Origin of the sequence: Flavobacterium sp. (assembly GCF_027483985.1) — a bacterium.
Lineage (GTDB): Bacteria > Bacteroidota > Bacteroidia > Flavobacteriales > Flavobacteriaceae > Flavobacterium.
On sequence record NZ_JAIXTJ010000021.1, the window covers coordinates 1 to 24807 of the forward strand.

Here is a 24807-nt window from a genome sequence, read left to right on the forward strand (position 1 = left end):
AATATCGACAAAAATCGCTTTTAATTATCAATAAAAATTTTATTTTTGCGCACACTAAATTAAATTTAAATGGCAACTTATAATAAGAGAGGTTACAAAACACCAAAAGAAAAAGAAGAAAAAGTAGACGCTAATTTTATTGAAGATACTCCAAACATTGATGCTAATGACAGCACAACTGCAAAAGCGTTTGATGCATTAGACGAAACTGCTTCTAGAACTGAAGATTTTGTTGCTAAAAACCAAAAATATATTTTAGGTTTCCTTGGAGCAGTTGCTTTAGTGACTATTGGTTATTTATCTTATCAAAGATTTATAGCTGAGCCAAAACAAGTTGATGCAACGGAAGATTTATTTGTAGCACAACAAAACTTTCAATTAGCTACTGATGCAACTGATGCTAAAAAACAAGATTCTTTGTATACATTAGTACTTAAAGGTTCTGAAGGAAAACAAGGTGCGCCAGGTATTGCTGACCAATATTCAGGAACTGATTCTGGAAATATTGCTAACTATTATGCAGGAATTGCTTCTTTGAATTTAAAGAAATATGATGATGCAATTAAATATTTAGAGAAATTTTCTTCTAAAGATGCCTTTTTAGGTGCAATTGCTACAGGAGCAATTGGTGATGCTTATGCACAAAAAAATGATGCTCAAAAGGCATTAGATTTATATGTTAAAGCGGCAGAGCAAAACATTAATGAGTTTACAACTCCAAGATATTTATACAAAGCAGGTCAAACATCTTTGGCTTTAGGAAAAAAATCTGATGCTTTGAAATATTTTACTCAAATTAAAGAACAATACGAAACAGCTCCAGAAGCGCAACAAATTGATGCGTTAATCGGAATGGCTCAATAATTAGTATTCAGTATTCAGTGTTCAAATGGCAGTTTGTTGTTGAACACTTTAAACTGAGCACTGAACACTAGTAAAATGGCTACAGCTAATAAAAATTTATCTAATTACGATAAAAACACAATCCCAAATGCGAAGAACTTTCGGTTTGGGATTGTTGTTTCAGAATGGAACGAACACGTTACCGAAGGATTGTATAATGGTGCGATTGAAGCATTGTTAGATTGTGGTGCTACAACTGAAAATATAATTCGTTGGAATGTTCCAGGTAGTTTTGAACTCGTTTATGGAGCACAAAGAATGATTGTAACTCAAGAAGTTGATGTTGTAATTACTATTGGTTGCGTTATTAAAGGTGAAACGATGCATTTTGAATTTGTATGCGAAGGCGTAACTCAAGGAATTAAAGATTTAAATGTTCAAACCGATGTTCCAGTGATTTTTTGTTTGCTTACTGATAATAACGAACAACAATCAATTGATAGAAGTGGAGGCATTCACGGAAATAAAGGAACGGAAGCTGCCATTGCAGCAATAAAAATGGCTGAATTAAGAAAGAAATCTGAAAATAAATAAATTAAATCATTTATTTTTTATAATCTAAAACCTACTTTTCTATGCAGTAGGTTTTTTCTTTTTTAATAAGTCGTTAACTATAATAAACAATAGAATTTGCTTAAATTTGCTAACTTTGGTTTGTTAGCGGATTTTGCTAATTACCAAATACCAATCTCTGAATACTCAATAAAAATGTCAAGCATAATTCAATTACTTCCTGATCATGTTGCTAACCAAATTGCCGCTGGAGAAGTTGTGCAACGTCCAGCTTCTGTAGTAAAAGAATTGTTAGAAAACGCTGTTGATGCTGGCGCTACTGATATCAAGTTAATTATAAAAGATGCCGGAAAATCATTAGTCCAAGTCATTGACAATGGCAAAGGAATGAGTATTACCGATTCTAGATTGTGTTTTGAACGTCATGCAACTTCTAAAATTCGTCAAGCGGAAGATTTATTTTCATTACATACCAAAGGTTTTCGTGGTGAAGCTTTAGCATCAATTGCTGCGATTGCTCACGTCGAAATGAAAACCAAGCAAGATCAAGACGAATTAGGAACACATATAATAATAGAAGGAAGTAAATTCATCTCACAAGAACCTTCTGTTTTGCCAAATGGAACATCGTTTGCTATTAAAAATTTGTTTTTTAATATTCCGGCGCGACGTAATTTTTTAAAGTCCGAAACAGTTGAATTTAGACATATTGTTGATGAGTTTCAACGTGTAGCATTGGCGCATCCTACAATTTATTTTACAATGTATCACAACGGAAGTGAAATGTTTAATCTTCCTAATTCTAATATTCGCCAACGAATTGTCAATGTTTTTTCTGGTAAAACCAACGAAAAATTAGTTCCTGTTCAAGAAGAAACCGAAATCGTGACAATTCAAGGATTTGTCGGAAAACCAGAATTTGCTAAGAAAAATCGTGGTGAGCAATTCTTTTTTGTAAATGATCGATTTATTAAAAGTGGTTATTTGCATCACGCCGTTATGGCTGCTTATGAAGGTTTGTTACCTAATGGCTCGCAACCTACTTATTTTATTTATTTAAATGTGCCGCCCAATACTATTGACATCAACATTCATCCTACCAAAACTGAGATAAAATTTGACGATGAACACGCCTTGTATGCTATTTTGCGTTCAACTATAAAACACAGTTTAGGTCAGTTTAATGTGGTACCAACTCTTGATTTTGATAGAGATCCAAATTTAGACACACCTTATCAATATCAAAATAAAAAGGCTGATTATCCAACTATTCAAGTCGATAGCACTTATAATCCATTTGCAGAAGAAAAGCCTTCAAAACAGTTTTCAGGTGGTACTTCTTATAGAAAACAAGAAGTTATTGGATCAAGTTGGGAAAGTTTGTATGTTGGTTTAAAAAATGATATTGCCGAAGTGGAACCTTTTGCCTTTGAAAATGAAGAAGTAACTGCATCATTATTTGACGAGAAAGAAGAGGAGCAATCGGTAAAACGAACGTATCAAATCCACAAAAAATACATTGTAAGTCCGATAAAATCTGGAATGGTTATTATTGACCAAGGTCGAGCGCATCAACGTGTTTTATATGAACAGTTTTTGACTAATATGACTGTAAATCAAGCGTCAAGCCAGCAATTGTTGTTTCCTTTACAATTATTTTTTTCAAATAATGAAATGAAGTTGCTAGCCGAATTACAGCCTTCTTTAATCAATACTGGTTTTATATTTGAATCTTTTGGTGTGGATTCAATTAACGTATCAGGTATTCCTGTGAATACTACTGAAAGTGAAGTTTCTATAGTTTTAGAACAATTATTATCTGATTTACAAGACGGAATTCCGGATAGTAGTTTTAGTCAAAATGATACTATAGCTAAATCTATGGCCAAAAGTTTAGCCGTAAAAACCGGAACTTATTTAACCGAAAAAGAACAAGAAAGTTTGGTAAATAATCTTTTTGCCTGCAAAGAACCTAATGTTTCTCCCTTTCATAAACCTACTTTCATCACGATGCGTGTGGAAGATATTGATAAACGATTTGCCTTATGATGAATATAACTCCTGTTGTTAAACAACTATTGATTCTTAATATTATCTTTTTTATTGGAAGTCAAATAGTGCCCATTGCAGATACTTATTTTGCTTTATACTATTTTGAAAACCCAATGTTTAAATTTTGGCAACTTTTAACTCATATGTTTATGCACGGCGGAGTTTCTCATATTTTCTTTAATATGTTGGCTCTGTTTTCTTTTGGTAGTGCTTTAGAACATTATTGGGGCGGAACGAAATTTTTATTTTTTTATATTTCTTGCGGATTAGGTGCGGCTTTGTTGCACACAGGTGTGAATTATATAGAAATACATTCGCTATTAAATTCCGTATCTGAATTAAATCTAACAGAGGCTGATTTAAAAGTGTTATTGAATTCTGACTTTCGAAATGTTTTTGACGATAATGGAAAAATGTTACCATCAAATTATCAAGTTATTTTAGATAGAGTTAAATGTACGCAGGAACAATTTGACATAATTGCAAACGCTAATATAATTTCAAGAACGCCTGCGGTTGGTGCATCAGGTGCTATTTATGGATTGTTAGTAGCATTTGCATTTATGTTTCCTATGGCTGAATTGGGTATAATGTTTATTCCAATTCCTATAAAAGCTAAATATTTTGTTCCTGGTGTGCTTTGTGTTGATTTATTTTTAGGATTAAAAGGACAATCAATTTTTGGTGGCGGAAGTACAGGAATAGCCCATTTTGCTCACCTTGGTGGCGCACTAACAGGATTTATTATGATGTGGATTTGGAGAAATAATAAGTTTAAACATAATCGTTGGAACTAATGAGTAAGATATTTGATGATATAAAATTGCAGTATAAACTTGGTGACATCACCAATAAAATCATCTATTGGAATGTAGGTGTTTTTGTCTTGTCACTAGTGTTATTTTTTAGATTTACAGAATATAGATTTGTTTACCCAAATTGGTTGGCATTATCTTCCAATCCAGAGAATTTTTTGATATTTCCTTGGACCTTTTTTACATATGCTTTTCTGCATTCTGGATTTTGGCATTTGTTTTTTAATATGCTAATGCTTAATTTTTCAGGAAGATTGTTTTTAACCTATTTTACTCAGAAACAATTTGTTGGATTGTATGTACTTAGTGCCATTTTTGCTGGTTTAACATTTGCTATTTCTTATTTTTTAATGGGAATCAGTGCTCCAATTGTTGGCGCATCGGCTGCGGTTTTATCAATTTTGGTAGCTACAACAGCCTACCAACCCTTAATGGAAGTGCGATTATTACTAATTGGAAATGTGAAACTGTGGCACTTAACTGCAGTTATATTACTTTTAGACATAATGCAAATTTTGGTAGAAAATACTGGCGGCCATATTTCACATATTGCTGGTGCTGTTTTCGGAGTAATGTATATGAAATTACTTCAAAACGGAACTGATTTAAGTAACATAGTAACCAAAGTAATCAATTTTTTTGTTAATTTGTTTCAACCTAAAAAATCGGTTCCTTTTAAAAAAGTACACGTAAATAATACTAAATCTTCTACTTCAACCAAAAGTAAGATTGTAATAAAAGATAAAACACAACAACAAATTGATGAAATTTTAGATAAAATTGGTCAATCGGGATATGATAGTTTGACTGCCGAAGAGAAAGAATTTTTATTTAAAGCCGGGAAGTAAGTGTTCAGTATTTAGTATTCAGTAATCAGTGTTCAGTAATCAGTGTTCGGTTTTGCAGATTAAAAAAAATTAAATTAGTGTCTTTGCTGTAATGTAGTATGAAGAAACTTTCGTGGTTAAATAAAGTGATGTATTTTTTCAATATAGTTTTGACTGTATTGACTTTTCTTGCTTATGTTTTGCCTTTTTTAGCACCAAAGTTTTTTCCTTTTTTGTCTGTTTTGACTTTAATTTTACCATTGTTTTTGATCGTCAATGGCTTGTTTTTTTTGTTTTGGTTGGTTCAAATGAAGCGACAAATGATGCTTTCAGGAATTGTTTTAATACTTGGAATCACGTTTGTAAACAAGTTTTATAAATTCTCCTCGGAAGAAAAACAACCTGAAGAAAAGGATTTTGTAGTAATGAGCTATAATGTTCGTTTATTCAATCTTTTTCAATGGATACCAAAGGAAGATGTAGCTGATGAAATAAAGGAGTTCATAAACGATCAAAATCCTGATATACTATGCATTCAAGAATATTCCGAAACTGCTAATGTCGATTTACGTGTTTACAAGCATAAGTTTGTTTTTATGCAAGGCAATAAGATTAAAACCGGACAAGCTATTTTTTCAAAATATCCTATCGTTGATAAAGGTAATATCGAATTTCCGGAGTCGAATAATTTAATTGTATATGCTGATATTCGAAAAGGCAAAGACACCATTCGTGTTTATAATATGCATTTACAATCTATAAAAATATCGCCCGATGTTAATGAGATGCAAGATAATGTAGATGCAATAAATCAACAAAAGTCGCAATTAGTTGTAAAAAGAATTAGTGAGGCGTTTACTAAACAGCAGATGCAAGCCGAAATATTGATGAATCACAAAAAAAGCTGTCCACATCCGATGATTATCTGTGGTGATATGAATAATAGTGCGTTTTCTTACGTATACAGAAGTATAAAAGGAGACTTGAACGACTGTTTTGAAGAAACAGGAAAAGGTTTTGGTCAAACCTATAACTTCAAATATTATCCTGCGAGAATCGACTATATTTTTGCAGATAAATCAATGCAAGTCAAGACTTTTCAGACGTACCCAAATTTTAAAAATTCAGATCATTATCCGATAGTTGCTCGATTGATGATTGAATAATTAAAGCGGTTGTTTTTTTAAATAATCAAGTGCATAGCGACCTTCGTTAAAAAGTAAATCAACAATACTTAAGTTATTAATAAAACCATATTTGTCATCAAAAACTTGAGTATAAGGTTCGAGTATTGTTGGATCTTTTTTTCCGTTGGCCAAATTTCTAAAATCTTTATAATCTGTAACTTCGTGAAAATACTCTGTAGTTTCTTTATAGTCGAATGGCATTCTAAGACATTTAGAAATTAGATGCAAAGTATCATAATTTAAATCTTTAAGAAATTCATATTTTTTTTCAAATATCGGACTGATTTCGTCTTCAAAATATTCGAAAAACGGAGAACTACGATAGGCAGCATCAAGCGATTTAAAATGTTGTTTCTGCCAATTAAAATCATTTTCTATTCTTACATCTTTAGTTTTTTGATGCAATTCTTTGCTGTGCTTTACAGGTACATTTAGTAATTGAAGTCCATTAGGACTATAGATGTACATTCTGTTACGATTGGTTTGCTTCTGAAAATTGTCTTCCATTTCAAAAGTTATAGAATCGGCCTGAGCCATCGCAGCAAATTGACTTATTGATGGGAAATAAGTTGGATATAAAATTATATGATTCATTGTTTATGCTTTGTTGTTTATGGTTCACAAACTATGAACCATAAACTATAAACTATTCGGTTTTTTTAGCTTTTCTTTTTTTCCAAAAATATTCACCAACAAAGTAAATGGCTAAAAAGAATAAGAAATATTTAAAATAAGATTGTGGTTGTCCTTCGCCGCTAACCGTGGTAAAAACGCGATCCCAACGAATTTTATTCATAATTCCTTTTCCGTTAGAATCCCAACTCATCCAAATAAAAATTGGTTTTCCAACGATATGATTTTCTGGTGTGAAACCAAAATAACGTGCATCAAGTGAATTATGACGGTTGTCTCCCATCATCCAATAGTAATCTTGTTTGAACGTATAACTTGTCGCTTTTTTGTCATTGATATAAATATCGTTTCCAACTACTTTTAATTTATTTCCTTCATATTCAGAAATTAGAATTTTATAAAGTGGTAAATTTTCCTTGTTTAAAGCAACTGTTTTACCTGCTTGCGGAATATAAATTGGACCATAGTTATCACCGCTCCAAGGAAATTTACTTTCGTCAGCGCCATCGTGAAGTTTGTCTGGAAAAATATTGTCTTCACGACCTTTCTTAACATATCGGTTGATTGATGTTATTCCAGAAACACTTTTTAGTTTTTCTGCACCGTCAAATGTGATTGCGTGAATTATTAATGTATCTCTAAGTTCAGGATTATTGAAATGAAATCCGTCTGTAATTCCTAAATCTTTAAACACTGCATCAAAATCAGTACTTGATTTTGGGTCAAGAGTTACTTTATAGGAATATTGAGGTCTAGCTCGTTCTGGCATTATCAATTCTTTACCATTGATAAATACGATTCCATTTTTTATTTCAAGATTATCGCCAGGTATTCCTACACAACGTTTTACATAGTTCGTTTTTTTGTCGATAGGCTTGTCATAGCGCTTGTCTGCCGGACGATACATATGAAATAAGGTATCTCTTGGCCAATTAAAAACCACGATATCATTATTTTTTATTTTCTCAAATCCGGGAAATCTAAAATAAGGAAGTTGCGGAAAAGTGGTATATGATTTTGTTCCAATTAATGGTAATGTATCGTGTACCATTGGTGCTGCAACAGTTGTCATTGGTACTCGTGCTCCGTAATTTTGTTTGCTAACAAAAAGAAAATCTCCAATTAAAAGCGATTTTTCTAATGAAGACGACGGAATCACAAAAGGTTGAATAAAATAAGTGTGTACAAAAGTAGCAACTATTATAGCAAAAAGTAAAGAACTAATGGTATCAGCAGTTTGGTTTGTAGGATGTAAACTTCTATCTGCAATGTGTTGAACGTCTTGTGTATAGTTAATGTAATAAATGTAAAATCCTAAAGTTAAGATTCCTAAAAAGGTATCAGTTGTTGATCTTTTGCCAAAACTTCTTAAGGTTTCTACCCAAACAATTGGGAACATTATCAAATTAATAACAGGAAGAAATAACAAAAACGTCCACCAAGTTGGTCTGTTGATGATTTTCATCAAAACGATGGAATTGTAGATTGGAATAAAAGCTTCCCAAGATTTTCTACCTGCTTTTTCATACAATTTCCAAGTTCCTAATCCGTGAATTAATTGAACCACTAGGAAAAAAACAAACCATTGGTATAGTGTCATAACTTTTAGTTTAATTATTTGTAAGCGTAAAAACTTGTCAATTGTTCTTAACGCTCTTTTTTTTTTATTTTAAATTTAGTACATCGCGCATTGTAAAAACGCCTTGTTTTCCAACTAGCCATTCTGCGGCTATTATCGAACCTAAGGCAAATCCATCGCGATTGTGCGCTGTGTGTTTTATTTCAATTGTATCCACTTCTGATGCATAAAATATGCTGTGTGTGCCAGGAACATTTTCGATTCTCTTTGCATCAATTACTATTTCATCAGCATTCGGATTTTCAAGTGTCCAATTAGTATAATTTGAATTTTCAATTATTCCATTAGCCAAAGAGATTGCTGTTCCACTTGGCGCATCTAGTTTTTGTGTGTGATGAATTTCTTCCATCGAAACATTATATTGGCTAAACTTCGACATCATTTTAGCTAAATAATCATTTAATTCAAAGAATAAGTTTACGCCTAAACTAAAATTAGAACCATATATAAAAGCGCCATTTTGTTGTTCACAAAGCGCAACCATTTCGTCATAATGTTCTAACCAACCTGTGGTTCCACAAATTACAGGAATTCCGTTATGTAAACATTCAGAAATATTAGTAACAGCCGAATTGGGAACACTGAAATCAATTGCGACATCAGCATTTTGTAATCCTTCAAATGATGAAGAGCTCGATTTCTTTAATACAATTTCGTGTCCTCGTTCTAAAGCAATTCGTTCAATTACTTTACCCATTTTTCCGTATCCGAGAAGTGCTATTTTCATAAAGAGTTAGTTAGCTTGCGATGGTATTTGTTACAATTTTAAGAAAACTTTAAAGTTTTAACGTAACGCTAAGTCCTAAATTTTGTCGTGTAGTAAGTTCATTTCGGTATAAATCAGGCTTAACCGTTAGTTTGTCATTAACATTGAATTGCATTAAATGCGCATCAACATTAGCGTCAACAATATTAAGGATATAAAACAAGCCTGTAATCAGCATCGATAAATCACGATTTCTTTGATAGAATTTTTGAGCTGCAATTAATCGCGAATCGTCAAGAAATGAAAATTCATCTCCAGTATAACCTTCTAATCTTCTTTTGTAGGCATCGCGATATTGGTTGTATTTTTTATTATTATTGATATAAAAATAAATACTTGTTCCCATTGCACCATAAACCAAAGGAATTTTCCAATATTTTTTGTTGTAAGCTTGTCCAAGTCCAGGTACGATTGCAGAATAAAATGCTGCTTTAGCTGGCGCTAGCGGATTGATTTTAGATTCTTTGATAGAGTCTAAAGCTACCAATTCTTTACCTAGTTGGGTTTGACCATAAGCAGCCATACTTCCAAAAAGAAGTACAAAAAGTGTTATGTATAGTGACTTAACCACTAGCCGTTTATTAATTTTAAAATTCTATTAAAATCTTCTTCGGAATGAAAAGGAATTGCAATTTTACCTTTACCTTTTCCGTCAACTTTCACATCAACTTTAGCGCCAAAGAAATTTGTAAATGCCTTCTTTTGCTCTTCTCCAAGCGTAAAAGAACTACCTTTTGCCGCCTTTGCTACTGCTGGTTTTAGTCCATCTTGGTGTTTTTTTACAAGAGCTTCCGTATCACGCACAGATAGATTTTGACTTACGATTTTTTGATAAATATCGGTTTGAACATCTTGATCTTCGATATTAATCATCGCTCGTCCGTGACCCATACTGATAAAACCATCACGAATTCCGGTTTGAATTATCGGATCAAGTTTTAATAGACGCAAATAATTAGTAATAGTAGAACGTTTTTTTCCAACACGTTCACTCATTTGTTCTTGAGTCAACTGAATTTCTTCAATTAATCGTTGATAAGATAAGGCAATTTCTATCGGATCTAAGTCGTGGCGTTGAATATTTTCAACTAATGCCATTACCAGAGATTCGTTGTCGTTTGCAATTCTAATATAAGCAGGAATAGAGGTCATTCCAACTAATTTAGAAGCACGTAAACGTCGTTCACCCGATATTAATTGGTATTTATTAAAGTCTAATTTTCTAACAGTAATAGGTTGAATTACACCAAGTTCTTTAATAGATGATGCTAATTCTTGTAAAGCTTCTTCATTGAAATTGGTTCGTGGTTGAAACGGATTGATTTCAATGGCATCAATTTCAACTTCTAATATATTTCCAACAACCTTATCGGCATTTTTATCATCCACTGATTTAATATCGTTCTCTGGATCTTTTAAAAGTGCTGATAAACCTCTTCCTAAAGCTTGTTTTTTAATTGCTTTTGTCATAAATTAATTACTGTTTTTTTTGATAATTTCTTCTGCTAAACTCAAGTAATTGGTAGCTCCTTTACTTGTTGCATCAAATGCTATAATGCTTTCACCAAAACTTGGTGCTTCACTTAGCTTGACATTTCTTTGAATTATAGTTTTGAAAACCATATCATTAAAATGTTTTTGTACTTCTTCAACCACTTGATTTGATAGACGCAAACGTGAATCAAACATAGTTAAAAGTAATCCTTCTATATCTAAATTAGGATTGTGAATTTTTTGAACACTTTTTATGGTATTCAATAACTTTCCTAAACCTTCAAGTGCAAAATATTCACATTGGATTGGTATTACTACAGAATCGGCAGCTGTTAACGCATTCAATGTTAGTAATCCCAATGATGGTGCGCAATCAATTAGAATGTAATCGTATTCTTCTTTAACGCTTTCTAAGGCTTGTTTAAGCATGTACTCACGATTTTCTTTATCGACTAGTTCAATTTCAATTGCCACAAGGTCAATATGAGCAGGAATGACATCAACATTTGGTGAAGATGATTTTATAATTGCTTCAAGTGGTGTGTTACTATGTTCTAATATTTGGTAAGTTCCAATTTCTACACTTTCCACATCAATGCCCAATCCTGAACTCGCATTAGCTTGCGGATCAGCATCAATTAATAACACTTTTTTTTCTAAAACACCTAGAGATGCAGCTAAGTTAACTGAAGTTGTTGTTTTTCCTACACCACCTTTTTGGTTGGCTATTGCAATGATTTTACCCATTTATTTGATTCAAATTTTGAGTGGTAAAAATACAATTTTTTATGGTTTATAAAAGTGTTATTTGTTAACAATGTTGTAAATTTAAGTTTTCAGTATTCAGTTTTCAGTGTTCAGTACCTGACAGTCAGCAAATATTTTTTTAAAAAAAAGAAAAGTCAGAAAGAAAATTTCTAACTGACTTTTATGATAAAGTATTCAACTGAATACTGAACGCTACTTACTGAATACTATTTATTTCCTTTGTTTTTTATCAATGCTTCAAGCATATCCCACATTTCTTGCGGAATTTTTTCAAGAATATTGAATTGTCCTGCGCCTTGTAGCCATTCGCCACCATCAATAGTAACCACTTCACCATTAATATAGGCTGAAAAATCAGAAACTAAATAAGCCGCTAAATTGGCTAATTCTTGGTGATCACCAACTCTTCTTAAAGGAACTTTCTTGGCCATATCAAATTTTTCTGCCAAGTCACCAGGAAGCAATCGATCCCAAGCACCTTTTGTTGGAAATGGTCCAGGTGCAATCGCATTCATTCGAATTCCGTATTTTGCCCATTCTACAGCCAAACTTCTTGTCATAGCAAGAACTCCAGCTTTAGCAGTCGCGCTTGGTACAACATATCCTGAACCTGTCCAGGCATAAGTTGTTACAATATTTAAAACATTACAATTGGTTTGTTTTGCATCAATCCAATGTTTACCAAAAGCAAGAGTACAATTTTTTGAACCTTTCAAAACAATATCAATGATGGTATCAAAGGCATTTGCAGATAACCTTTCGGTTGGAGAAATAAAATTTCCTGCAGCGTTGTTAAGTAAAACATCAACACTACCAAATGTTTTTAAAACTTCGGCAAGCATAGCTTCTACTTGATCATAATGACGAACATCGCACTGAATTGGCAAACATTTACCGCCCGTTTCTTGTTCTAATTGAGCAGCCGTGGTTTTTAATTTTTCTAAATCTCGTGATGAAATAGCAACGTTAGCGCCTAATTCTAGAAAATATTTTGTCATTGCTTTACCGAGGCCACTTCCGCCACCGGTTACAACAATTGTTTTACCTTTTAACGCATCATCGCGTAACATTTTTGCTGAAAAATCCATTTTAGTTTGTTTTATGAATTGTAAATATAGAAAATAATTTATTATGCGCGCATAATATTATAATTTTAACAATCGATCGGTTGCTTCAATCAACATAGTTTCTTCTTTAGCAAAGCAAAATCTTATGCATTGTGTTTGATTAGCATCTGCATAGAAAGGTGAAAGTGGGATAGTGGCCACACCAAATTCAGTAAGTAATCGTTTAGTGAATTCTAAATCATTTTCATCTGAAATGGCTTTATAAGAGGCAATTTGAAAATAAGAACCTTCACACGGAAGCAAATCGAATTTAGTATCTTGCATCAAATTTCTGAAAAAATCTCTTTTTTGCTGGTAAAAACCTCCAAGTTCTGCGATGTCAACCACATCCATATAATCGTTGATGGCATATTGTGCTAAACTATTGACACTGAAGACCAAAAATTGATGCACTTTTTTGATTTCTATCATTAATTGTTCGGGTGCAATTAAATAACCAATTTTCCATCCGGTAATGTGAAACGATTTACCAACAGAGGAAACAATTATACTTTTGTCTTTTAATTTTTCTCGCTGATTTACCGATTTGTGTTTGTTTTCAAATGTAATAAATTCATATACTTCATCAGAAAGTACTAGAAGGTTCGGATATAAATCCAATAGTTTTTCTAATTGTAAAAAATCATTTTCTGTCCATATTTTTCCACTAGGATTATGCGGATTATTGATTATAATCATTCTGGTTTTGGCATTCATTGTTGCTGAGATGACTTCCCAATTGGGCGTAAAATCAGCGTTTAAATTAATGCGTTTTGGAATGGCATTGCACAACAGTATTGGCGTTTCGTAGCAATCATAACTTGGATCTAAAATGATTACTTCTTCATTAGGTTTTACAAGTGCTTGTATACTTGCAAATATACCTTCGGTTGCTCCAGCGGTTATTAAAATCTCAGTTAGCGGATTTACTTTTCTACCATAAGATTTATTTGTTAGCGTTGCAATTTTTTCTAATAAAGGAAGAAATCCAGCCATCGGAAGATATTGATGAATTTCTTCTTTTGACCATTTAGCTGCTAAGTTTTTAAGACGTTCGTCTACCGGAAAATTAGGGAAACCTTGAGATAAATTTATCGCATTGTGCTCTTTTGCCATTTGTGACATGACACTAAAAATACTTGTGGTTACATTAGGTAGTTTAGACATAGTTGTATTTAAATTAGTATAAAAGTAAAAAAAATCTTCAAGCTTTTCCAACCTTTTTATAAAATACACACTCTATTAATTTATAAACTTCCTGTGTCAGGAAATAAATGTTAGTAGTATGAAAAAATTAATTGTGCTTTCTTTTTTGTTTGTCGGATTTTTGGTTCAAGCCCAAAGTCCGATAGTTAATAGTAAAGGAAAAGATTCCGCTTTAGTTCGATTAAGTCAATTGAAAGTGTCTGTAAAAGTGGTTGGTAATATTGCCTATACTACCACAGAAATGCATTTTTTTAATGGCACAAACCGTCAAATGGAAGCTGAATTACTATTTCCGTTGCCCGAAGGCGTTTCGGTTTCGAGATATGCAATTGATATCAATGGTAAAATGCGTGAGGCTGTACCGGTAAATAAAAATAAAGGAAAACAAGTTTTTGAAGCCATCGAGCACCGTCGCGTTGATCCCGGATTATTAGAAAAAGTAGCAGGAAATACTTTTCGAACCCGAATTTATCCTTTGCTTCCCAATGGTGAACGTATTGTAATTATTGGCTATGAGCAAGAATTGAGTAGTTTGGACGCAACGCATTTAGGTTATCAAATGTTGAGTAGTTATCCAACCACTTTAGATGTTTTTGAATTGTCAATTGCTGTTCTTGGCGCATCGGCAATGCCAACAGTTACTAATGATGAAGGAGTTATTGCACTTGAAAATTTGAATCAAATGTATCAAACAACAATTACTAAAAACAAGTATAAACCTAAAGATAAACTTTTGATTTCTATTCCTATTCGTCAAGATATTCCTTCTGTTGTGGTTCAATCTGTTGCAGGTCAGCATTATTTTTATACGAATACTGTAGTTGATGCTGTTAGCAAAAAAAAGAAGCATCCCAATTCGATAGGGTTAATTTGGGATGTTTCTTTAAGTTGCCGTAAACGTGATTTAAAGAAAGAGTTATCGTTACTTGACGCTTATTTCAAATCTTTATCTAATGTTGAAGTAACGCTTTATTTTTCTGGATACGATTTTAATAAAAAAGCTACTTATCAAATAAAAAATGGTAATTCAGATGAGTTGCAATCGGTTTTAAAACAAGTAAAATATGATGGTGGTTCGCGTTTTTCAAAAATAAAATTTCCAATTCATGATGAATTTTTGTTTTTTACTGATGGGTTATCTTCATTAAGTTCAAACCTTTTGCCAACTACAAAAAAATCCGTTTATACTGTTACTTCTTCTGCAAGTTCAGATTATGCTTTTTTGAACTACAGTGCAATGAAAACCGGCGGAAGTTTCATCAATTTAAATCAACTTTCGGCAGAGGATGCTTTAAATAAACTGGTTTTTCAAAATCTAAAATTTCTTGGCATAAAAGAAAATTTTATGGTTACGGATTTGTATCCAATGGTTGGAACTCCAGTTTCTGGAAGTTTTAGTTTGACAGGTATTTCCTTAAAAGAGCAAAATCAAGTGGTTTTATTATTTGGATACGACAATACTCCAATTCTAGAAAAAATAATTACTATCAGTCCTCTTTCTAAATCAAATGCCGAAGTAAGTATTGAAAAACTTTGGGCTCAGAAAAAGATTGCTAATCTTGCTATTCAATACCAGCAAAATGCCGAAGAAATTGAGTCTTTGGGCAAAAAATATGGAATTGTAACTGATAATACATCACTAATAGTTTTAGAAAATTTATCTGATTATATTCAGTATGATATTGTTCCGCCATCTGAATTGAGACCCGAATTTGATCGTTTGATGAAACAGCAAATCGCAAATGCCGAAGCCAAAAAATATAGTAATTGGGAAAACGTAGCAAGTTATTATGAAGCTCTCAAATTATGGTGGGATAACGATAAAAAATATGCTAAACCAAAACCTATAAAGATTCAGAAACCAAAACCAGTCGTTGCGACTCCACCAAGAAATGTAAATTTTAATGGGATAAATCCGAGTTTTATTCGAGGTTTGGTTTACGATAATCAAGGTCCATTGCCTGGCGCAATTGTTATGGTTAGAGGTACAACAAGAGGCGTAAGTACTGATATTGATGGTAAATATGCTATCGATGCAAGAGAAGGCGATGTGCTTGTTTTTCAGTTCATTGGAATGGAAAGTACAACTATTGCTGTCGGAACCAGCAAACGTATTGACATTACTTTAAGAGAATCTGCTCGAGTTTTAGAAGAAGTTGTTGTTCAATCTATGGGAATCAATCGAAATACTGTAGCAAAAGATGAAGATGAAGACGATGTCGAGCAAAAAAATATGGTTCGTAGTTCTCAGCGCACGATTGTTTCTAAAGAGCTAACACAAGCGGCAAATCCTAATGCCACAACTACTTTATCTGATAAGGTTTCTGGATTAAATGTTACCTCTACAAATTCATGGGCCGCAGATTCATTGTCAAATGGAAGTTATCAAAATGGTTTTGTAAATAACGATCGAACAAAAGTTAACAAATGGAATCCTGATAGAATTTATCTTAAAGCTTTAGCCAATGCGCCAGCAGATAAAAAGTATGGTTTGTATTTAGAACTTCGCGAGGATAATGAAAATAATCCTAGTTTTTATTTTGATGTTGCCAATCATTTTTATGATTCAGGTGATAAAGTAACTGCGCTTGTAATTCTGAGTACGATAGCCGATTTAGGTCTAGAAAACCATCAATTGTATAAATCATTAGTCTATGTTTTACGTCAATGGAATGCTTATGAAGATGCTTTGCATGCTGCGAAACAAGTAGCAATATGGAGAATTCAAGAACCTCAAGCGCATAGAGATTTAGCTTTGACATTAGAGGATAATCAACAATATCAGGCTGCGTTTGACGAATTGATTAAAGGCTTAGAAGTCAATTATTATGCTGAAATGCGCGGACAATATGAAGGTGTTGAAGATATTATCTTGATGGATATTAATCGAATGATGGCCGAACATAAGAGTATAAAAACAGATAAATTAGACAAAAAGTATTACTCTAAAATGCCAGTAGATGTTAGAATTATATTAAATTGGAATCAAATGGATACGGATATTGATTTACATATAATCGAACCTACCAACGAGGAATGCTACTATGGACATCGTGATACTCAAATTGGTGCTCGATTTTCTAAGGATTTCACTCAAGGATATGGACCTGAACAATATTTATTGCGCAATGCTGTTAAAGGAAAATACATCATTAAAACCAATTATTTTGGTGAAAGTGCTTTAACCGAAAATGGACCAGCGACCGTAATGGTTGAAATTTATACGCGAAAAGGTAATGGTACAATCGAAAGAAAATTACAAACAATTCAGCTAGGAAAGGTACGAGAAAACCAAAATTTGGCGGAAATTTTGATCGAATAGTTAATTAGTTAGGTTAATTTTGAAAGCAGTCTTGAAGTAATTTTGAGGCTGTTTTTTTATTTTTTTATTGTTTCTAACTTTTAAAAAAATCAAAATCTTAATTTTTTTTCAAATTCTTTTGTCTTTTTTTTAAGCTAATAATTTATTTTTAAAATATAGCCTTAAGTGTTTATTTTACTGGTTTTTGTAGCAAAAAATTAATTTTAAAATACAATATTTTAATTGCTGATTTACAATGATACAAATGTTAAAGTTTAAAATATCATTTGGTGAATCCAAAAATAGTTCAGAAGTTTGCTTCATCAAAAAATAGAAAAAAATGAATTTAATTATTTGCAATATGTGTTGTATGATGTGGAAACTTCCGCAGAGGACTTCTATTGCATAATTTTAAATTTTAAAATATATACAATTAAACCTCTGCCAGTCGCAGAGGTTTTTTTTTGGTCTGAACTTTTTTTCAGATTTTTTGAAAAGATAAAGAAAAAAAATAAAAGATGCTGAAACGTGGTCAGCATAAAAAAATAAAATAAATGAACGTAATAGCTAAAAATATGATGATGTCTTGTATGATGATGTGCACAATGTGTTGCATCAGTAGTAGCTATTACCAAAAGCGGAAGACTTAATTGTAGTGTATATTTATATTCTAAAGTCCTTTTGGTAAGCCATCCAAAAGGACTTTTTTTATTAAATCGAAATTCATTTCAAATTACCATCAAAAGTTATCATCAAAATCTTAATACTTAATTCTTAAATCTTAATACTTAAAAATCATGAGCACACAAAAATTTGCAACCAACGCATTACACGCAGGACACGACGTAACAAAAAACGCAGGAACTAGAGCGGTTCCAATTTATCAAACGACGTCATACGTATTTAATGATTCACAACACGCAGCTAATTTATTTGGTTTGGCCGAAGCAGGATTCATTTACACCCGATTAAATAATCCAACTAATGACATTTTGGAGCAACGATTAGCAAAACTAGAAGGCGGAATTGGTGCTGTTGTAACCGCTTCAGGAACAGCCGCTATTGCAACTACTTTTCTAACATTACTAAAAGCTGGTGACCACATTGTAGCTTCCAATAGTTTGTATGGCGGAACTTATAATTTATTGAATGTGACCTTGCCAAGATTGGGAATCACAACGACCTTTGTAGATCCATCAAATCCTGAAAACTTTACAAAAGCTACACAAGAAAATACTAGGGTATTTTTTGCAGAAAGTCTAGGAAATCCAAAACTTGATGTCTTAGATTTAGAAGCCATAGCACAAGAAGCTAAATCTTTTAAAGTTCCATTTATCGTAGATAATACTGTGGCAACACCTTACTTACTAAATCCTATTAAATATGGTGCTGATATTGTTATTCACTCACTTACAAAATACATCACAGGAAACGGAACATCGCTTGGTGGCGTAATCATCGATGCAGGAAATTTTGATTGGAGTAACGGAAAATTCCCTGAATTTACTGAACCATCAGCAGGTTATCACGGATTAAAATATTATGAAGCACTTGGCGCAGCTTCCTTTATTGCTAAAGTAAGAATTGAAGGATTGCGTGATTTTGGCGCGTCTTTAAGTCCGTTTAATGCGTTTCAAACCATTCAAGGACTAGAAACTTTAGAAATTCGAATTAAAAAACATAGTGAAAATGCCTTGGCTTTAGCACAATGGTTACAAGCTCAAGATGAGGTAGCTTGGGTAAATTATCCAGGTTTGGAAACCTCAAAATACAAAGTTTTAGCTGATAAATATTTGCCAGAAGGTAAAAGTGGTATAGTTACTTTCGGTTTAAAAGGTGGATTTGAAGCGGCCAAAAAAGTAGCAGATGAAACCAAGTTGTTTTCATTATTAGCCAATATTGGTGATACCAAATCATTGATTATTCATCCGGCGAGTACTACACACCAGCAATTGTCAGAAGAGCAACAAGTTACTACTGGCGTAACTAAAGATTTGATTCGTTTGTCAGTTGGTTTAGAAGATATTGAAGATTTGAAAGCCGATTTAAAAGAGGTTTTCGTTAAGCTTCCGGTAGAAAAATTAGTTTAGGTTTTTGTTTGTTTTTAACTGTCTCTGATTTCGCGGTCAGAGGCAGTTTTAAAAAAAATGCTATGAAATCGCCACTTACTTGACGTTTGCGAAAGCAAACACCTATTATAAAAAAGGCGATACCATATGTAACCGCTCAAAAATAAAATCTGAACATATGAAAAAAAATTTAGAGAAAATAGATCTATTTAATTTTAAACTCGAAAACGGACTTCTTAAAAGCCACATTCCGTTGACGTATCAAATATTTGGTCAACCCATTGGAAAAGCACCTGTTATTATAGTGAATCACGCTTTAACTGGGAATTCTAATGTTGCTGGAAATTTGGGTTGGTGGAACGATTTAATCGGTGAAGAGAAAACCATTGACACCAATTACTACACCATTATTTCATTCAATATTCCAGGTAACGGATATGATGCTGTGTTAGAACATTTAATTTTAGATTACAAACAATTTACAATCCGTGATATTGCTAAAATATTTTGGGAAGGCTTATTTTCTTTAGAAATATCAAAGGTTTTTGCAATAATCGGTGGAAGCCTTGGTGGAGCTATAGCTTGGGAAATGGCTGTTTTGCAACCTAATAAATTACAGCATTTAATTCCGATTGCTACCGATTGGAAAGCTACCGACTGGGTTATTGCAAACGTATTGATTCAAGATCAAATATTAAGTAATTCAGATGATGCTGTTGCAGATGCTCGTTTACACGCAATGCTTCTTTATCGAACGCCACAATCAATAAATCAACGATTTAATAGAGTTCAAGATGATGCAACGAATATTTTTCAAATTGAAAATTGGTTATTGAATCACGGTAATAAATTAAAAAATCGATTTCATTTATGGGCTTATAAATTGATGAATCATCTTTTAAGAACTAATGATATAACTAGAAATCGCACTAATTTTTTAGAGGTTGCAAGCTCAATTCAAGCTAGTATTCATTTTGTAACTGTAGATACAGATTATTTTTTTATTGCTGATGAAAATAGAAAAGATTATCAAGTACTAAAAGCAGTCAAATCTAATGTCTATTTACACGAAATTATTTCCATTCACGGTCACGATGCTTTTTTAATAGAATACAATCAATTAGCTCAATTTTTAGCACCTATTTTTAACAAACAAAAACAACACTATTATGTCAACGCTTAGAATCAATATAGTCCTTTTCGGAATCGGAAATGTAGGAAGTACTTTAATAAATCAAGTTTTAGAAAGTCAGAAATTCTTTTTAGAAAAGAGAAATATCGAACTTCGATTTCCGATAATTACCAATTCAACTTTAGCTTTTTTCGAAAAAGATGGAATTAAAAACCAGTGGGAAGCTAATTTTGCACAATCGGCAATTCCTTTCAAAGTTGAAGATATTATTGATTATGTGAAAGAATTAGAATTAGAAAACATAATAGCTGTTGATGCAACGGCAAGTGCTGATATTTTAAAAAGTTATATTCCGTTGCTTCAAAACGGATTTAATATTGTTGCTGCCAATAAAAAAGCCAATACACAGCATTTAGACTTTTATAATGATTTAAGAAGAATAGCTAAGAAATTTGACAAATCATTTTTGTATGAAACCAATGTTGGAGCAGGGTTACCAGTGATTCAAACCATTAGCGATTTGTATTATTCAGGTGAAAAAATAACTAAAATTAGAGGTGTTTTTTCAGGTTCGTTGAGTTATATTTTTAATAGATTTTCAAATGAAAAAGAACCATTTTCAAAGATTTTGGTCGACGCCGAAAAACTTGGATTAACTGAACCCGATTCGAGAGAAGATTTATCAGGAACCGATGTAGCAAGAAAACTATTAATTCTTGCACGAGAGTTAGGACAAAAAGTGGAATTATCAGATATTAATGTAGCTTCATTATTACTTCCAGAATTAAATGAAAAACATTCGAAAGCGCAGTATGCTGTTAACAAATCATTATTTGATAAACCTTTCAATATTGCCAAAATTACACAAGCTGACAATCACACCTTGCGCTATGTTGGTGATTTAGATTTAGAGAAAAACCAATTAGAAGTAAAACTAATTTCGGTACCAAAAACAACTGCCTTAGGACAACTAAAAGGAGCAGATAACTTAATCGAAATTTATACTAAATCCTATGGTGAAATACCCATCGTAATTCAAGGTGCTGGAGCAGGAAAAGCGGTAACTGCAAGAGGAGTTTTATCTGATATCCTTAAAGTAGCAGAGAAAATTAAGATAAAAAATGAGGTTTGGGTTTAACAATATACATCAAAAAGCTACATTATCTGTGGCTTTTTTTGTGTAAAATATTTTTTTTCCTAAAAAATTAGGAAATTCAAAAAATAAAATTAAATATTTGCACTCGAAAATTAACAATAACCATTTAAACGAAGAAAAATGTTTGTATTCAATTCATTCTCACAAAGCTTCACACCGGTAGGAACTGGTGCAGCACTTCTTCGTGGCTTATTTCAATCATAGAAATTTACTTTTAAAAATATGAAAAAGCCCGAAGATATTTAGTTTCGGGCTTTTTTGTATTTATTCTAGACACTTCACAAAATTTTCCCGAACAAAGTTCATTTACTCTTTCCGTAATCGGAACGAGATGCCTTGCCGTTATTTTATGCTTTCGCAGAAATAATTGCACTCAAAAATAACAATGTTAAAAATTTATGGGAAATAAATTAACCGGAAGAGACCTAATAAAATTAGGCTTTCCAAAGAATAACAGTATCAATATTGCTTTAGGACAAATAAGCAGGTACCGTAAAAGAGAAAAAAAAGACAGTATCATTAACGAAGCCAAAGATGTGCTTTTACATCCCGAGAACTATAAAAACAACGGAACTTGGGGCAAAGTAGCCGAAGGATTGGTCAACCCAGTTCAAGTGCGAATGCATCAATTGCAAACCACACGTGCACCATTTTCAATATTTGGTGAAAACGAAATCGACGAACAAGCCAAGTTTCAATTGTATGATGCTTTAAAGTTGCCAATATCCGTTGCTGGAGCATTGATGCCCGATGCACATTCGGGTTACGGATTGCCAATTGGCGGAGTTTTAGCTACAGACAATGCGGTTATTCCGTATGGAGTTGGAGTCGATATTGGTTGCCGAATGAGTTTATCGATTTTCGATTTACCAGCGTCGTTCATCAAAGGAAAAGACCATCAGTTGCAAGCCATTTTGAAAGAGCACACCAAGTTCGGAATGAACGAAACGCACGCCATAAAAGCCGATCACGAGATTTTCTCAAGGTCAGAATTTCAAGACATTCCGTTGCTAAAAAGTTTGCAGACCAAAGCCTACAAACAGCTAGGAACATCTGGTGGCGGAAACCATTTCGTTGAATTCGGAATCGTTCAATTAGACACACCATTACCCGAGTGGAAGTTAGAAGCAGGAAGTTATTTCTGCGTTTTATCACACAGTGGTTCACGCGGAATGGGCGCCAATATTGCAAAACATTACACGTATCTGGCAACAAAACAATGTCCGTTACCCAAAAATGTACAGCATTTGGCGTGGCTCGATTTGAACACACACGATGGTCAGGAATATTGGTTGGCAATGAATTTAGCTGGCGATTATGCCAAAGCCTGTCACGATAACATTCACAAACGAATCGCCAAAGCCATCGGAAAGCGCATCGTGGTAACCATAGAAAACCACCACAATTTTGCGTGGAAAGAAATGGTAAACGGCAAAGAATGCATCGTTCATAGAAAAGGCGCAACACCTGCACACCAAGGAACACTCGGAATCATTCCAGGTTCGATGACTGCGCCAGGTTATATCGTTATGGGAAAAGGATATCCTGAAGCACTAAATTCTGCATCACACGGCGCAGGAAGATTATTTTCGAGAGCCAAATGCAAGGCAAATTTCACGCCAAGTCAGATCAAAAAAGTCTTAGCAAATCACGAGGTACAACTAATCGGAGGCAATGTAGACGAAGCGCCAATGGCCTACAAAGACATCAATAAAGTTATGGCTTTGCAAACTGAGTTGGTTACTGTTTTAGGAACATTCACACCAAAAATCGTGCGAATGGATAAATAAAAGTAGAATGTTTTTTTCTAGAAGCGAATGGCTTGGGCATTATCAGCCATCCATTTTCCTGCTTTTCGTTGCAATCTCGCCAAGAAAAATGGCGAGGATTTCCACTACAATCAGGGCTATTAGAAAAACCGTTTTAACTTTTGAAAACTTTTAAAAAAAATGGACAAAATAATTCAAATAACAGCAGGTCGCGGACCAGCAGAATGCACTTGGGTTGCCGCTCAAGTGCTCAAAAAAGTGTTGGAAGAAGCACACGAAAATCAATTGGAAGCCACAGTGCTACAACGAGAATCGGGACAAGAAAACGGAACAGTAACTTCTTCTTTATTAATGGTAAAAGGAAAATCAGTAGATCAGTTTATTGCATCTTGGTCAGGAACCATTCAGTGGATTGGTCAAAGCAATTTCAGAAAAATGCACAAACGCAAAAATTGGTTTATCGGTGTTTTTGAAATTGAGAGTTTACAAATAAAAACAATCTCAGAAAAAGACATTCAATACCAAGCGATGCGTAGTTCTGGCGCTGGCGGACAACACGTCAACAAAGTGAGTTCGGCAATTAGAGCAACACATCTTCCAACAGGAATAAGTGTGGTATCAATGGATTCGCGTTCGCAACACCAAAACAAGAAATTGGCAACCGAACGATTAATAGAAAAATTCAAAATTTCCGAATTGCAACAAATAAAGCAACAAGCCAGCAACCAATGGGAAAACCAATTGAATGTGCAACGTGGCAATCCAACACGAACTTTCAAAGGTTCTGATTTTAAAAAAGAAAAAGTAGTGAAAAGCTACAAATCAGAACGGCAAACCGCAAAAGCGGAATTAACAAAAAATATCAAACAGATTAGCGACTAATTACCAATCACTAATCACTAATTATTAATAAAAATGAAAACAGTTGATAAATACCTTTTTCAAGCCTTGGATAACTATCCGTATTGGTTGGAAGGAACCATCGAATCCTTAGATTACGCTTTGTCCTACAACGACAAAAACGTAATGGCTTTGTGTTTGTATGGTAGAATCCAAACTGAGCAATTGCACGATTATGAAGAAGCGAAACGTTATTTTCAAGAAGCATTAGCGATCGATATTCATGCGGTTGCAGTATATCCGTATTATTTGGATGCTTTACTTTTAAACGAAGATTACGACGAAGCATCCAAGCTAATTGATTTTGCTTTGACCATAAAAGGCATTAACAAAGTAGTAATTATGCTTAGAAAAGTATTCTTATTGGAACAACAAAGAGAATTCAAGAAAGCAGTTAAATTGCTAAAAGAGATTAAGCTTTTACTAACGGCAAACGACAATTCCTACGAAGTAGAAGAAACCGAAAAGCGACTAAAAGCTAAATTGGAATTGCTAAAACCAAAGAAAAAAGCAAAATCTAAAAAAGATGGTGACAAGAAAAAGAAGAAGAATTGATTTATACCTAACAGGT

General features: G+C 33.2%; 21 protein-coding genes. 13 read left to right on the plus strand and 8 right to left on the minus strand.

The genetic code is table 11. From position 1 onward, the window contains the following. Positions 1-69 precede the first annotated feature (69 nt). The 6 genes from Q0050_RS05090 to Q0050_RS05115 all read left to right on the plus strand — a co-directional run bounded on the left by Q0050_RS05090 (position 70) and on the right by Q0050_RS05115 (position 6276). On the plus strand, positions 70-864 hold the full coding sequence (locus Q0050_RS05090) for a hypothetical protein (RefSeq protein WP_298392964.1): 795 nt from the start codon (positions 70-72) through the stop codon (positions 862-864). Between the two features lie 75 nt (positions 865-939). After that, positions 940-1437 (plus strand): 6,7-dimethyl-8-ribityllumazine synthase, encoded by a 498-nt coding sequence (gene ribH / locus Q0050_RS05095; protein WP_298392966.1) that lies wholly within the window; start codon positions 940-942, stop codon positions 1435-1437. 174 nt (positions 1438-1611) lie between these two features. Further along, complete coding sequence (gene mutL / locus Q0050_RS05100; RefSeq protein ID WP_298392968.1) at positions 1612-3465, plus strand: DNA mismatch repair endonuclease MutL; 1854 nt, start codon at positions 1612-1614, stop codon at positions 3463-3465. Continuing rightward, entirely contained in the window at positions 3462-4265 is an 804-nt protein-coding gene (locus Q0050_RS05105; RefSeq protein ID WP_298392970.1) for a rhomboid family intramembrane serine protease, read from the plus strand. The genes mutL and Q0050_RS05105 overlap by 4 nt, the downstream gene beginning before the upstream one ends. Continuing rightward, positions 4265-5131 (plus strand): rhomboid family intramembrane serine protease, encoded by an 867-nt coding sequence (locus tag Q0050_RS05110; RefSeq protein ID WP_298392972.1) that lies wholly within the window; start codon positions 4265-4267, stop codon positions 5129-5131. The genes Q0050_RS05105 and Q0050_RS05110 overlap by 1 nt, the downstream gene beginning before the upstream one ends. A gap of 98 nt (positions 5132-5229) precedes the next feature. Then, complete coding sequence (locus Q0050_RS05115) at positions 5230-6276, plus strand: endonuclease/exonuclease/phosphatase family protein (RefSeq protein ID WP_298392974.1); 1047 nt, start codon at positions 5230-5232, stop codon at positions 6274-6276. On the opposite strand, the gene Q0050_RS05120 is transcribed toward Q0050_RS05115, so the two are convergent. The 8 genes from Q0050_RS05120 to Q0050_RS05155 all read right to left on the minus strand — a co-directional run bounded on the left by Q0050_RS05120 (position 6277) and on the right by Q0050_RS05155 (position 13870). Further along, a complete protein-coding gene (locus Q0050_RS05120; RefSeq protein WP_298392976.1) occupies positions 6277-6891 on the minus strand; it encodes a WbqC family protein in 615 nt (204 codons plus the stop codon). Between the two features lie 52 nt (positions 6892-6943). Continuing rightward, entirely contained in the window at positions 6944-8530 is a 1587-nt protein-coding gene (lepB, locus tag Q0050_RS05125) for a signal peptidase I (protein ID WP_298392978.1), read from the minus strand. 64 nt (positions 8531-8594) lie between these two features. Beyond that, entirely contained in the window at positions 8595-9296 is a 702-nt protein-coding gene (dapB, locus tag Q0050_RS05130; RefSeq protein ID WP_298392980.1) for a 4-hydroxy-tetrahydrodipicolinate reductase, read from the minus strand. Positions 9297-9345: 49 nt separating this feature from the next. After that, positions 9346-9906 carry a DUF5683 domain-containing protein gene (locus Q0050_RS05135; protein WP_298392982.1) on the minus strand — a complete coding sequence of 187 codons (561 nt, stop codon included), beginning with the start codon at positions 9904-9906 and terminating at the stop codon, positions 9346-9348. Next, positions 9906-10805 carry a ParB/RepB/Spo0J family partition protein gene (locus tag Q0050_RS05140; RefSeq protein WP_298392984.1) on the minus strand — a complete coding sequence of 300 codons (900 nt, stop codon included), beginning with the start codon at positions 10803-10805 and terminating at the stop codon, positions 9906-9908. Before Q0050_RS05140 ends, Q0050_RS05135 begins: the two co-directional genes overlap by 1 nt. Positions 10806-10808: 3 nt before the next feature. Continuing rightward, a complete protein-coding gene (locus tag Q0050_RS05145) occupies positions 10809-11576 on the minus strand; it encodes a ParA family protein (protein WP_298392986.1) in 768 nt (255 codons plus the stop codon). Between the two features lie 227 nt (positions 11577-11803). Beyond that, positions 11804-12685 carry an SDR family oxidoreductase gene (locus Q0050_RS05150; RefSeq protein WP_298392988.1) on the minus strand — a complete coding sequence of 294 codons (882 nt, stop codon included), beginning with the start codon at positions 12683-12685 and terminating at the stop codon, positions 11804-11806. A gap of 57 nt (positions 12686-12742) precedes the next feature. Then, a complete protein-coding gene (locus tag Q0050_RS05155) occupies positions 12743-13870 on the minus strand; it encodes a methionine aminotransferase (protein WP_298392990.1) in 1128 nt (375 codons plus the stop codon). A 118-nt stretch (positions 13871-13988) separates the two neighbouring features. Between Q0050_RS05155 and Q0050_RS05160 the strand changes: the two genes are divergently transcribed. From Q0050_RS05160 to Q0050_RS05190, 7 genes are all read left to right on the plus strand, one after another. Then, complete coding sequence (locus Q0050_RS05160; protein WP_298392992.1) at positions 13989-17231, plus strand: VIT domain-containing protein; 3243 nt, start codon at positions 13989-13991, stop codon at positions 17229-17231. A 776-nt stretch (positions 17232-18007) separates the two neighbouring features. Beyond that, positions 18008-19300: an O-acetylhomoserine aminocarboxypropyltransferase/cysteine synthase family protein gene (locus tag Q0050_RS05165; RefSeq protein ID WP_298392994.1), complete on the plus strand. Its 1293-nt coding sequence runs from the start codon at positions 18008-18010 to the stop codon at positions 19298-19300. 157 nt (positions 19301-19457) lie between these two features. Further along, complete coding sequence (locus tag Q0050_RS05170; RefSeq protein ID WP_298392996.1) at positions 19458-20462, plus strand: alpha/beta fold hydrolase; 1005 nt, start codon at positions 19458-19460, stop codon at positions 20460-20462. Beyond that, positions 20449-21549 carry an aspartate kinase gene (locus tag Q0050_RS05175; RefSeq protein WP_298392998.1) on the plus strand — a complete coding sequence of 367 codons (1101 nt, stop codon included), beginning with the start codon at positions 20449-20451 and terminating at the stop codon, positions 21547-21549. The genes Q0050_RS05170 and Q0050_RS05175 overlap by 14 nt, the downstream gene beginning before the upstream one ends. 416 nt (positions 21550-21965) lie before the next feature. Continuing rightward, positions 21966-23357 carry an RtcB family protein gene (locus Q0050_RS05180; RefSeq protein ID WP_298393000.1) on the plus strand — a complete coding sequence of 464 codons (1392 nt, stop codon included), beginning with the start codon at positions 21966-21968 and terminating at the stop codon, positions 23355-23357. Positions 23358-23516: 159 nt separating this feature from the next. Further along, positions 23517-24218, plus strand: coding sequence for a peptide chain release factor H (prfH, locus tag Q0050_RS05185; protein ID WP_298393002.1), 702 nt, complete (start codon positions 23517-23519; stop codon positions 24216-24218). Between the two features lie 33 nt (positions 24219-24251). Beyond that, the gene (locus Q0050_RS05190; RefSeq protein ID WP_298393004.1) at positions 24252-24791 is read left to right on the plus strand and encodes a hypothetical protein; all 540 of its coding nucleotides are present in this window, start codon (positions 24252-24254) and stop codon (positions 24789-24791) included. Positions 24792-24807 lie beyond the last annotated feature (16 nt).

Excerpts from the sequence above, each read along its gene's own strand:
- Q0050_RS05180 (WP_298393000.1), top strand. The coding sequence starts at position 21,966 with ATGGGAAATAAATTAACCGGAAGAGACCTAATAAAATTAGGCTTTCCA.
- Q0050_RS05090 (WP_298392964.1), top strand. The coding sequence starts at position 70 with ATGGCAACTTATAATAAGAGAGGTTACAAAACACCAAAAGAAAAAGAA.
- lepB (WP_298392978.1), bottom strand. The coding sequence starts at position 8,530 with ATGACACTATACCAATGGTTTGTTTTTTTCCTAGTGGTTCAATTAATT.
- ribH (WP_298392966.1), top strand. The coding sequence starts at position 940 with ATGGCTACAGCTAATAAAAATTTATCTAATTACGATAAAAACACAATC.
- Q0050_RS05120 (WP_298392976.1), bottom strand. The coding sequence starts at position 6,891 with ATGAATCATATAATTTTATATCCAACTTATTTCCCATCAATAAGTCAA.
- Q0050_RS05140 (WP_298392984.1), bottom strand. The coding sequence starts at position 10,805 with ATGACAAAAGCAATTAAAAAACAAGCTTTAGGAAGAGGTTTATCAGCA.
- Q0050_RS05170 (WP_298392996.1), top strand. The coding sequence starts at position 19,458 with ATGAAAAAAAATTTAGAGAAAATAGATCTATTTAATTTTAAACTCGAA.
- mutL (WP_298392968.1), top strand. The coding sequence starts at position 1,612 with ATGTCAAGCATAATTCAATTACTTCCTGATCATGTTGCTAACCAAATT.
- Q0050_RS05150 (WP_298392988.1), bottom strand. The coding sequence starts at position 12,685 with ATGGATTTTTCAGCAAAAATGTTACGCGATGATGCGTTAAAAGGTAAA.
- Q0050_RS05175 (WP_298392998.1), top strand. The coding sequence starts at position 20,449 with ATGTCAACGCTTAGAATCAATATAGTCCTTTTCGGAATCGGAAATGTA.
- Q0050_RS05160 (WP_298392992.1), top strand. The coding sequence starts at position 13,989 with ATGAAAAAATTAATTGTGCTTTCTTTTTTGTTTGTCGGATTTTTGGTT.
- Q0050_RS05190 (WP_298393004.1), top strand. The coding sequence starts at position 24,252 with ATGAAAACAGTTGATAAATACCTTTTTCAAGCCTTGGATAACTATCCG.
- Q0050_RS05105 (WP_298392970.1), top strand. The coding sequence starts at position 3,462 with ATGATGAATATAACTCCTGTTGTTAAACAACTATTGATTCTTAATATT.
- Q0050_RS05145 (WP_298392986.1), bottom strand. The coding sequence starts at position 11,576 with ATGGGTAAAATCATTGCAATAGCCAACCAAAAAGGTGGTGTAGGAAAA.
- dapB (WP_298392980.1), bottom strand. The coding sequence starts at position 9,296 with ATGAAAATAGCACTTCTCGGATACGGAAAAATGGGTAAAGTAATTGAA.
- Q0050_RS05165 (WP_298392994.1), top strand. The coding sequence starts at position 18,008 with ATGAGCACACAAAAATTTGCAACCAACGCATTACACGCAGGACACGAC.
- Q0050_RS05115 (WP_298392974.1), top strand. The coding sequence starts at position 5,230 with ATGAAGAAACTTTCGTGGTTAAATAAAGTGATGTATTTTTTCAATATA.
- Q0050_RS05155 (WP_298392990.1), bottom strand. The coding sequence starts at position 13,870 with ATGTCTAAACTACCTAATGTAACCACAAGTATTTTTAGTGTCATGTCA.
- prfH (WP_298393002.1), top strand. The coding sequence starts at position 23,517 with ATGGACAAAATAATTCAAATAACAGCAGGTCGCGGACCAGCAGAATGC.
- Q0050_RS05110 (WP_298392972.1), top strand. The coding sequence starts at position 4,265 with ATGAGTAAGATATTTGATGATATAAAATTGCAGTATAAACTTGGTGAC.